Source organism: Kluyvera cryocrescens NBRC 102467, from assembly GCF_001571285.1.
Classification (GTDB): Bacteria; Pseudomonadota; Gammaproteobacteria; order Enterobacterales; family Enterobacteriaceae; genus Kluyvera; species Kluyvera cryocrescens.
This window is the reverse complement of record NZ_BCTM01000042.1, coordinates 22,143-32,375: the sequence shown is the minus strand read 5'-3', so window position 1 is coordinate 32,375 and position 10,233 is coordinate 22,143. Positions and strand designations below refer to the sequence as shown.

General features: G+C 53.5%; 9 protein-coding genes. 2 read left to right on the top strand and 7 right to left on the bottom strand.

What is annotated here, in order from left to right:
* The first annotated feature begins 199 nt into the window (after positions 1-199).
* Positions 200-904, top strand: coding sequence for a FadR/GntR family transcriptional regulator (locus tag KCR01S_RS21165; protein ID WP_061284949.1), 705 nt, complete (start codon positions 200-202; stop codon positions 902-904).
* A 10-nt stretch (positions 905-914) separates the two neighbouring features.
* Positions 915-2,306 carry a multidrug transporter subunit MdtD gene (gene mdtD / locus KCR01S_RS21160; RefSeq protein WP_061284948.1) on the top strand — a complete coding sequence of 464 codons (1,392 nt, stop codon included), beginning with the start codon at positions 915-917 and terminating at the stop codon, positions 2,304-2,306.
* A gap of 2 nt (positions 2,307-2,308) precedes the next feature.
* Here the strand turns inward: mdtD and rbsR are convergent, their stop codons facing one another.
* The 7 genes from rbsR to kup all read right to left on the bottom strand — a co-directional run bounded on the left by rbsR (position 2,309) and on the right by kup (position 10,206).
* Complete coding sequence (gene rbsR / locus KCR01S_RS21155) at positions 2,309-3,301, bottom strand: ribose operon transcriptional repressor RbsR (protein ID WP_112202013.1); 993 nt, start codon at positions 3,299-3,301, stop codon at positions 2,309-2,311.
* Positions 3,302-3,304: 3 nt separating this feature from the next.
* On the bottom strand, positions 3,305-4,234 hold the full coding sequence (rbsK, locus tag KCR01S_RS21150; protein WP_061284947.1) for a ribokinase: 930 nt from the start codon (positions 4,232-4,234) through the stop codon (positions 3,305-3,307).
* A gap of 109 nt (positions 4,235-4,343) precedes the next feature.
* Positions 4,344-5,234 carry a ribose ABC transporter substrate-binding protein RbsB gene (gene rbsB / locus KCR01S_RS21145; protein WP_052284555.1) on the bottom strand — a complete coding sequence of 297 codons (891 nt, stop codon included), beginning with the start codon at positions 5,232-5,234 and terminating at the stop codon, positions 4,344-4,346.
* A gap of 27 nt (positions 5,235-5,261) precedes the next feature.
* Positions 5,262-6,227 (bottom strand): ribose ABC transporter permease, encoded by a 966-nt coding sequence (rbsC, locus tag KCR01S_RS21140; protein WP_052284556.1) that lies wholly within the window; start codon positions 6,225-6,227, stop codon positions 5,262-5,264.
* 5 nt (positions 6,228-6,232) lie between these two features.
* Positions 6,233-7,738, bottom strand: a complete 1,506-nt coding sequence (gene rbsA / locus KCR01S_RS21135) for a ribose ABC transporter ATP-binding protein RbsA (protein ID WP_061284946.1) — start codon at positions 7,736-7,738, stop codon at positions 6,233-6,235.
* Positions 7,739-7,745: 7 nt separating this feature from the next.
* The gene (gene rbsD, locus KCR01S_RS21130; protein WP_061284945.1) at positions 7,746-8,165 is read right to left on the bottom strand and encodes a D-ribose pyranase; all 420 of its coding nucleotides are present in this window, start codon (positions 8,163-8,165) and stop codon (positions 7,746-7,748) included.
* Between the two features lie 172 nt (positions 8,166-8,337).
* Positions 8,338-10,206 carry a low affinity potassium transporter Kup gene (gene kup, locus KCR01S_RS21125; RefSeq protein ID WP_061284944.1) on the bottom strand — a complete coding sequence of 623 codons (1,869 nt, stop codon included), beginning with the start codon at positions 10,204-10,206 and terminating at the stop codon, positions 8,338-8,340.
* Positions 10,207-10,233 lie beyond the last annotated feature (27 nt).

Here is a 10,233-nt window from a genome sequence, read left to right as displayed (position 1 = left end):
TTGTTCCGTGTCAGTGGTGGCGCATTATAGGGAGTTTATTCTTCCTGACAAGAGGAAATTTGAAATATTTTATCGCTCGCTAACTTTTTCACCAGATTGTTTATGAATACACCATAAAATGCCTGTTCTGCTGTTTTTACCACCGATTCAGCACGTCAAATGGCATACTAAAAGAAAGATAAATAATAGGAATGGCTTTATGTCTCTAAGCGCACAGCAACTAGCAGCTCAAAAAAATATCTCCTGGGTTTTAGCTGAAAAGATAGCTCAGAAGATATTAACCGGAGAATATCCGCCAGAAAGCATCCTGCCCGGCGAAATGGAGTTAGGTGAGATCTTCGGCGTTAGCCGAACCGCTGTTCGCGAAGCGGTAAAAACGCTCTCGGCAAAAGGCATGCTCCTTCCACGGCCACGTATCGGCACCCGAGTGATGCCACAGGCTCACTGGAATTTTCTCGACACCGAACTGATCTCCTGGTGGCTCACCACCGATAACTTCCAGTCGGTCATGAAACATTTCCTGGTGCTGCGCCGCAGCCTGGAGCCGCAGGCCTGTATGTTGGCCGCAACATTGGGTACCGCCGAGCAAAAAGCGCAGCTAAATACCTTAATGGATGAAATGGCCCAGTTGGAGAAAGAGTTTGACCGTGAACGCTGGATTGATGTCGACACCTCATGGCATGAACATATCTATGAGATGAGTGCGAATCCGTTCCTGACCTCATTTGCCAAACTCTTCCACTCGGTGTACCACATCTATTTCACCTCTATAACTGAAGATGAGGTCATTGAGCTGGATAGCCACCAGGCGATTGTCGATGCCATTCTGGCGGGTGATGGTCAGCAGGCGCTGGTTGCCTGTCAGGCTTTATTAAATGCGCCGCATATCCGTGCGGTAGTGTAAAGGACAGCGAATGACTGAAATGAAAGCGCGGAGCATGGCGGGGCTCCCCTGGATCGCCGCCATGGCCTTCTTTATGCAGGCGCTGGACGCCACCATTTTGAATACCGCCCTCCCCGCGATCGCCCACAGCCTTAACCGTTCGCCGCTGGCGATGCAGTCAGCCATCATCAGTTATACCCTCACCGTAGCAATGCTGATCCCCGTGAGCGGTTGGTTAGCAGACCGATTCGGTACCCGCCGTATATTTATGCTGGCGGTCAGCTTGTTTACCTTAGGCTCTCTGGCCTGTGCGCTATCCACCTCATTATCTGAGCTGGTTATCTTCCGCATCATTCAGGGAGTGGGTGGCGCAATGATGATGCCCGTTGCCCGCCTGGCATTACTCCGCGCCTATCCGCGCAGCGAACTACTACCGGTGCTGAATTTCGTCACCATGCCGGGGCTAATAGGCCCCATTCTGGGGCCGGTGCTCGGTGGTGTATTCGTCACATGGGCCACCTGGCATTGGATTTTCCTGATCAACATTCCTATCGGCGTCGCCGGCCTACTGTATGCCCGCAAATATATGCCGAACTTCACCACGCCGCGGCGGCGTTTCGATCTCTCGGGCTTTTTGCTGTTCGGCTTTAGCCTGGTGCTATTTTCGATTGGGATGGAACTGCTGGGTGAGCAAATTGTGGCGGGATGGATTGCCTTAATGGTGGTGCTATTCAGTCTTCTTCTATTACTGGCGTATATCCGTCACGCCCGCAAACATCCGGCACCGCTGATTTCGCTATCTTTATTTAAAACCCGCACCTTTTCCGTCGGTATCGCCGGAAATCTGGCCACGCGTCTGGGTACCGGCTGTGTGCCATTTCTGATGCCGCTGATGTTACAGGTTGGGTTTGGTTACCCGGCGTTAATCGCCGGCTGCATGATGGCGCCAACGGCCATCGGTTCTATTATCGCGAAATCAACGGTGACTCAGGTGCTACGTCGGCTGGGCTATCGGAAAACGCTGGTCGGCGTCACGCTATTTATCGGCGTGATGATTGCGCAGTTCGCACTACAGTCACCAACCATGCCGGTTTGGATGTTAATTCTGCCGCTGTTTGTACTGGGGATGGCGATGTCGACACAGTTCACGTCCATGAACACTATCACGCTGGCTGATTTAACCGATGATAACGCTAGCGGCGGTAATAGCCTGCTGGCCGTGACGCAACAATTGTCCATCAGTCTGGGGGTGGCGATAAGCGCGGCGGTGCTGCGCTCATATCAAAGCCTTGAAGGGGCAACGACTATCGATCAGTTCCACTATACCTTTATCACCATGGGCGTTATCACGGTGATATCGGCATTGATGTTTATGCTACTCAAAGCCAAAGATGGGCGAAACCTGATTAAGGAAAAACACTGACCTTAAACGGATCCGCGAACCACCAGCTCGGGCGTCAGTTGCATACGCTGCTGCTTTTGTCCGGGTTGGGCGATTCGATGAATTAAGACATCAATGGCCAGTTCACCCAGTTCATCTTTCGGTTGATGGATAGTGGTCAACGGTGGCGTCATGTAGCGCGCCAGCTCAATATCGTCATAGCCGATCACGGCCACATCCTGTGGGATGCGTAGCCCCGCTTGATACAGCGACTGATAAACACCCACCGCCATCGCATCATTACCGACAAATACCGCATCCGGACGCACCGGGTGCGTTAACAACTGCTGCATAGCATCAAAGCCGCCGCCAAACTCAAAGTTGCTGGTGATTTCATACCCAGCCGGGATCGGTAGCTTCGCGTTATTCATCGCTTCCCGATAGCCTTCAAGACGCAGACGCGCAGGGGTTTTATCCAGCGGACCGGCGATGCAGGCAATCCGGGTATAGCCTCGCTCGATAAGATAGCGCGTAGCCATATCACCGCCGAGCAGCGAGTTATCCTGAATCAGGTCGCTGTCGCCATCAAACGGGGCCCAGTCCATCATGACGGAAGGGATAGAAGGATAACGTTGCATAATTTCCAGCGACGGTTGGTGCGTTTCGGTACACAGCAGCAGCAGCCCATCAACGCGTTTTTGCATTAGCGTCTCAAGATTGCGGTTCATCCGCTGTTCGTCGCCCTCGGTATTACACAGCACCAGGCTGTAGCCCCGCTCGAAGCAGCTCCGTTCAACGCCGCGCACCAGCTCGGAGTAGAACGGGTTGGTACTGGCGGTGATCAGCATCCCGATGGTTCGGGTCTGATTCAGTTTCAGGCTACGCGCTAAAGCAGAAGGCGCGTAGTTCAGCTCTTTAATCGCCGCATCAACTTTCCCGGTAATGGCATCGCTGACAAACCGGTCTTTGTTAATAACGTGAGATACCGTAGAGGTGGAAACGCCCGCCAGGCGGGCAACATCCTTCATGGTGGCCAAGCGTTACCCCTGTTGACCTAAAAATTCGTCGATTTCTTTACGCCACGGAACAGATGGCTGCGCGCCTTTACGTGTGACGGCGATAGCCGCCGCCGCATGCGCGAAGCGCAGCGCCTCAGCTAACGGCGTTTTCTCCAGCAGCGCCGTCATCAGCGCACCGTTAAAGGTATCGCCCGCAGCAATCGTATCGATGGCCTGAACTTTAAAGCCCGGCACTCGACGACCTTCGCCCTTTACGCTAGCCCATACGCCACGGCTACCAAGCGTAATAATGACCGTATCGATCCCTTTAGCGTGCAGAGCCTGCGCAGCTTTCGCAGCATCGTCATCATTTTCAACCCGCACGCCGGTTAGCTTCTCGGCTTCCGTTTCGTTCGGGGTAATTATATCCACCAGCGACAGCAGCGTGTCCGGCAGCTCGCGCGCCGGGGCAGGGTTTAATACCACGGTTGTCTGGTTCTGATGGGCAATGCGTGCGGCCAACAGTACGCTGTCCAGCGGGGATTCCAGCTGCATGAGTAATGCATCCGCGTTCGCGATTCGCTCCCGCTGGGCTTCCACTAATGACATTGATAATGCGGCATTGGCACCCGCATGGATCCCAATAACGTTTTCGCCTTCGCCGTTAACAAAGATCAGCGCAACGCCGGTAGATTCTCCGGAGACGGCGCTCACGGGCGCCACGTCAATACGGTCCACTTGCAGCTGTTTACGGATGCGTTCGCCGATATCATCGTCGCCGGTACAGGCGATAAACGCGATATCCGCACCGCTACGTCCGGCAGCAACCGCCTGATTCGCACCTTTGCCGCCAAAAGCGACCTGATAATGGCTACCGGTGACGGTTTCGCCCGGCGTCGGGAATGATTCAAGATTGAGAATATGATCGGCATTGATGCTGCCAAGGACGACGAGTTTGCCTGCGGTTTTCATTTTCAGAGTGTCCGGTAAGATGCGCCACCGGACAACCGGTGGCGCGTGCCCTACTTTTCTTATTGATGTTGTCCATCAGGCTTCGGCAGCCTGAATCGCATTCGCGTTATTACTGCTTGATTACCAGCTTCAGGTCAACAGGATATTTTGCCTGTACCTTTTCGCCTTTCAGTACTTTATCAGCGGTTTCAACGCCTTTAGCACCGATCTGGTCCGGCAACTGAGCGATAGTCGCCGCCAGTTTGCCATCATTTACTGCTTTTTCGCCATCTGGCGTGCCGTCAAAGCCCACCACCATCACATCGGATTTACCGGCAGTTTGCAGCGCACGCAGTGCGCCCAGCGCCATTTCGTCGTTCTGCGCAAAGACCGCTTTCACATCAGGGTGCGCAGTCAGCAGGTTCTGCATGACGTTCAGGCCTTTGGTACGGTCGAAGTCAGCGGGCTGGCTGGCCAGGACATTAAATTTGTGTGCAGCCACGGCCTGCTGGAAACCTTCGCCACGCTCGCGCGCTGCAGACGTGCCAGCAATACCCTGAAGTTCAATAACTTTCGCGCCTTCGCCTTCTTTCTTGGCGATATAGTCACCGGCAATTTTACCACCCAGTACGTTATCGGAAGCGATATGGCTGACCACATCACCTTTAGAAGCCACGCGGTCAAGGGTGATGACCGGGATTTTTGCCTGGTTTGCCATCTTAATGGCGTTACCGACTGCGTCGGAATCCGTTGGGTTGATCAGCAGGATTTTGGTGCCGCGAACCGTTAAATCCTGAACGTTAGCCAGCTCTTTCGCCGGGTTGTTCTGCGAATCCAGAACCACCAGGTTGTAACCCAGTTTGTCAGCTTCTTTCTGCGCGCCATCCTTCAGAGAAACAAAGAACGGGTTATTGAGGGTAGAGATAACCAGAGCAATTGTGTCTTTTGCCATCGCGTTCGCGCTGACGGTCGCGCTCAGCGCAACCGCGGAAACCAGGGTAGCCAGTTTTTTCATGTTCATATCTAAGATGTCCTGTAGTGTCGTTAGTTACTGCTTTTTGTTGTCCACCAGCACCGCCAGCAAAATCACGACTGCTTTAACGATCATCTGGTAATAAGAAGAAACACCTAACAAGTTCAAACCGTTGTTCAGAAAACCAAGGATCAGCGCACCGATAAGTGTGCCAACGATACGACCCTTACCGCCTGCCAGGCTGGTACCGCCCAGCACCACCGCCGCGATAGCATCCAGCTCATAGCCGGTACCCGCCGTCGGCTGTGCCGAAGAGAGGCGAGCCACTTCAATAATGCCCGCCAATGCTGACAATAACCCGCACAAAGAGTAGACGATAATTTTGACTTTGTTGACGCTGATACCGGAGAGGCGGGTTGCCGCTTCGTTACCGCCCAGCGCATAGATATAACGACCCAAGCGAGTGTGGTGCAGCATGTACCAGGCCGCGAGGAAAACAATCCCCATGATCCATACCGGCGTAGGGATCCCCAGCGGACGACCGATACCAAACCAGCCAAAGACATCGGCGTTATCGGTAAACCCGGTATTTACCGGACTGCCGTTGGTATACACCATCGTCACACCGCGCAGCAGCAGCATCATGACCAGGGTCGCGATAAATGCCTGAACGCGCCCTTTGGCAACAATCACGCCGGTAACGGCCCCGATTGCGGCACCTAATGCGAGTGCGGCAGCAACCGCCACCAGCGCATTAACTTCGATACCCACAATCGACGCGGCGACCGCGCCGGTCAACGCCAGCAATGAACCGACGGACAGGTCGATCCCAGACGTTAAAATGACCAGCGTCATCCCGACCGCCATGATCGCATTCACGGAGGTTTGCTGCAGGATGTTGAACAGGTTATTGACGGTAAAAAAGTTGGGGCTCATGGTCGACACAACCGCTATCAGCACCAGCAGGGCAATCAGCGATTTTTGCTCCAGCAGCCATGCTTTGGTGAAATAGCGGCGACCTGCCACAGACTGGGTTGTCATCTTTTTTACTCCTGGTTCACGCGGTTAAGCTTGCCCACAGCGGCAGCCATTAATACTTCCTGGGTGGCCTGCTCGCGTGAAAACTCACCGCCGAGATGCCCTTCATGCATCACAATAATGCGATCGCTCATCCCCAATACTTCTGGCATCTCGGAGGAAACCAGAATGATGCTCAGGCCATCGGCCTTGAACTGGTTGATTAGCTGATAAATCTCTTTCTTCGCGCCCACATCGACGCCGCGCGTTGGCTCATCGAGGATCAGAACTTTTGGACGGGTCATCAGACCGCGGGCGATAGCAACCTTCTGCTGGTTACCGCCGGACAACAGGCCAATCGCCTGCTCCATGGATGGGGTCTTCACGTTGAACAGACGGATAAAGTCGCTTACCGCCTGCTGTTCATCTTTATGTTTAAGGCTACCGCCAGTGCGGCTGAAATAGCGCAGCGCGGTCAAAGACATGTTCTCTTTAACCGACATGCCAAGCACCAGCCCATCACGCTTACGGTCTTCGGAAATATAAACGATGCCGTTCGCGAGACCGTCCTGCGGAGAGCGGGTCACCACTTCATGCCCATCAAGGGTCACATAACCACTGGAGCGCGGCAGCGCGCCGTACAGGACTTTCATCAGTTCCGTACGCCCGGCGCCCATCAACCCGGCAACGCCAAGAATTTCGCCTTTACGCAGGGTAAAGGAGACATTTTCAACGCCAGGCCCACACAGCGCATCCACCTTGAGGCGGATATCACCCGGCGCTTTATCAAGACGCGGGTACTGATCTTCGAGCTTACGTCCGACCATCATTTCGATTAGCAGATCTTCGTTGAGACTGGCCACTTCGCGTTCGGCGATAAACTGCCCGTCGCGGAAGACCGTTACGTCATCGCAAATCTCGAAAATCTCTTTCATACGGTGAGAAATATAAACAATGCCGCGCCCCTGCGATTTCAGCTCGCGGATGACGCGGAATAGGGATTCGGTTTCGGTATCGGTTAGCGCATCGGTGGGTTCATCCATAATGATGACCTTCGACTCAAAGCTCAGCACCTTGGCAATTTCAACCATCTGCTGATCGCCTATCGATAATTCCCCTACCAGCCTGTCGCTCTTAAAGCGCAAGTTCAGCTTTGCCAGCAGAACATCGGCTTCGGCATACATCTTTTTCCAGTCAATTTTGCCAAAACGACCAACAAACTCACGGCCGAGGAAAATGTTCTCGGCAATCGTCAGTTGTGGGATCAGGTTTAGCTCCTGGTGAATGATACCGATACCGGCTTCCTGAGAGGATTTGGGACCGGTGAAGGTAGTCTCTTTGCCCAGCCATAATAATGAACCGGCGTCACGGGCGTAGATCCCGGTCAGCACTTTCATCATGGTGGATTTACCCGCGCCGTTTTCGCCCACCAGCGCCATCACGCGCCCGGCATAGACATTTAACGCAGCGCCGGAGAGGGCCTTCACGCCCGGGAACGATTTATCGATCCCTTTGAGTTGTAAGAGTGCGTCCATGATGGCCTCAGAAGGTGACGCCAGCACAGAGAATGATATTCGCATACGGGGAACATTCCCCGCTGCGAATTACCGCCTGACTGTCTGCGGTTTGTTTTTTAAACTGCTCATGCGAGACATAACGAACGTCAATGCAATTTCCCTGGTGTTGTTGCAGTTGCTCAATGTGTTTGAGCAACGTTTCGTGGAGCTGCGGATTATGTTGTTGAATTTCCGTCGCGAGAATGGCCGCCTCGACCTGCATCTCCTGAGTCACTGCGCCCAACACCTGCATAAAGGTGGGGACGCCCTGGGTTAACGCCATATCAATGCGCGCAGTGCTATGGGGAATAGGTAAACCCGCATCGCACACCACCAGCGTATCGGTATGACCCAGACGGGAGATAACCGCAGAGATATCAGAGTTGAGTACCGTGCCTTTCTTCATTTGTTTTCTTGCTCCACTAGCGAAACGTTTCGCTATCTTAAGTTTAGTCTCAAGTACGCGCAGAAAACCATCACCAGGTTATAGAAATGTGATCGCCATCGAAACGTTTCGCAAACTGAAATTGAGGATAAAAAAACGCCCTCCGTCAAAATGAGGGAGGGCGTTGATTGTTTTAGATTTCGACCTGGGTTCCCAGTTCGATAACCCTATTCGGCGGGATTTCAAACTGGTCCGGCGCGCGCAGTGCGTTGCGCTGGAGCAGTAAATACAGCTTGCCACGCAGGCGCAGATACCACGGGCGTTTACCGACGATCAGCGACTCATGCGACATAAAGAACGACGTTTCCATCATCCGGCAGCTTAAGCCTTCAAGACCGCAGCGGTGGAACACCTCTTCGACGTTAGGCGTTTCACGCCAGCCGTAGCTGGCAACCACGCGCCAGAAGGTTGGCGACAATTGTTCAATCTGCACACGGCGAACGTTGTGGACATATGGTGCATCTTCGGTACGCAAGGTCAGGAGTATCACGCGCTCATGCAGCACCTTGTTGTGCTTGAGGTTATGTAGCATAGCAAACGGTATAACGTTCAGCGCACGCGACATATACACTGCTGTGCCCGGCACACGTACCGGCGGTGATTTCTCCAGCGAGGCGATCATCGCTTCCAGAGAATTACCATGTTCATGCATACGACGCAGCAGGCGGAAACGCTCGCTTTTCCAGGTGGTCATGATGGTGAACATCACCAGACCCAGCGTCAGCGGCAGCCAACCGCCGGAAACAATTTTGTCGAGGTTGGCCGAGAACAGCGGAATATCGATGCACATAAAGGCCACCAGCAGCAGACCAACAACAAGCTTATTCCAGTGCCAGTTCTTACGCGCCACCGTCGTAAACAGGATGGTGGTTAGCACCATGGTTCCGGTTACGGCAATACCGTATGCCGCCGCCAGGTTTGAAGAGTGCTCAAAGCTGATAATGACGATAACAACCGAGATATAGAGCAGCCAGTTGATGAACGGGATATAAATCTGACCGGACTCCATTTCCGAGGTATGAATAATACGCATCGGCGACAGGTAGCCCAGGCGAACCGCCTGACGAGTCAATGAGAAGACCCCGGAGATAACGGCCTGCGAGGCAATGACCGTCGCCAGCGCGGCGAGAATCAGCATCGGGATCAGCGCCCACTCAGGTGCCAGCAGGAAGAACGGGTTCTTAATGGCTTCCGGATTTTTCAGCAGCAGCGCGCCCTGACCAAAGTAGTTCAGCACCAGCGACGGCAGCACCACGGAGAACCAGGCCAGACGGATCGGCAATTTACCAAAGTGCCCCATATCCGCGTACAACGCTTCCACACCGGTAATTGACAGCACCACCGCACCCAGCGCAACAAAGGAGACCGTTTTATACTCGAGGAAGAAGTGAACCGCCCAGTAGGGGTTTAACGCCTGAAGCACTTCCGGATTTGCAATAATGCTGCGCGCACCCAATACCGCCAGCAGCAGGAACCAGATAAGCATAATCGGCGCGAACAGTTTGCCCACCATGCTGGTCCCGTGCTTTTGTATCGCAAACAGCAGCGTCAGAACGATAATCGAAATCGGAACCACCCAGGTTTCGAGATCCGGGGCAATGATTTCCAGACCTTCAATCGCCGACATCACCGAGATCGCCGGGGTAATAACCACTTCACCATAGAAGAAGCTACCGCCGATAAGCCCAAGGATCACCAATAGCGATGTTGTGCGTGCAGACGTGTTACGTCCCGCCAGCGACATCAGCGTCAGGATCCCCCCTTCACCGGCATTATCTGCCCGCATGACGAAAGTAATGTATTTGAGCGATACGGTGAAAATCAGCAGCCAGAAAATGAGCGACAAGAAGCCAAACACGGCATCCCGTTCAACACCAAAACCAAACTGACCGGACAAGCATTCACGAAGCGTATAAAGAGGGCTGGTACCGATATCGCCGTATACCACGCCAATTGCAGCGAGTGTAATCGCTGATAAAGATTGTTTATTATCAGTGCTCATAGACTAGTCTTTCGTTTATAAAACAAA

Excerpts from the sequence above, each read along its gene's own strand:
- KCR01S_RS21165 (WP_061284949.1), top strand. The coding sequence starts at position 200 with ATGTCTCTAAGCGCACAGCAACTAGCAGCTCAAAAAAATATCTCCTGG.
- mdtD (WP_061284948.1), top strand. The coding sequence starts at position 915 with ATGACTGAAATGAAAGCGCGGAGCATGGCGGGGCTCCCCTGGATCGCC.
- rbsK (WP_061284947.1), bottom strand. The coding sequence starts at position 4,234 with ATGAAAACCGCAGGCAAACTCGTCGTCCTTGGCAGCATCAATGCCGAT.
- rbsB (WP_052284555.1), bottom strand. The coding sequence starts at position 5,234 with ATGAACATGAAAAAACTGGCTACCCTGGTTTCCGCGGTTGCGCTGAGC.
- rbsC (WP_052284556.1), bottom strand. The coding sequence starts at position 6,227 with ATGACAACCCAGTCTGTGGCAGGTCGCCGCTATTTCACCAAAGCATGG.
- rbsA (WP_061284946.1), bottom strand. The coding sequence starts at position 7,738 with ATGGACGCACTCTTACAACTCAAAGGGATCGATAAATCGTTCCCGGGC.
- rbsD (WP_061284945.1), bottom strand. The coding sequence starts at position 8,165 with ATGAAGAAAGGCACGGTACTCAACTCTGATATCTCTGCGGTTATCTCC.
- kup (WP_061284944.1), bottom strand. The coding sequence starts at position 10,206 with ATGAGCACTGATAATAAACAATCTTTATCAGCGATTACACTCGCTGCA.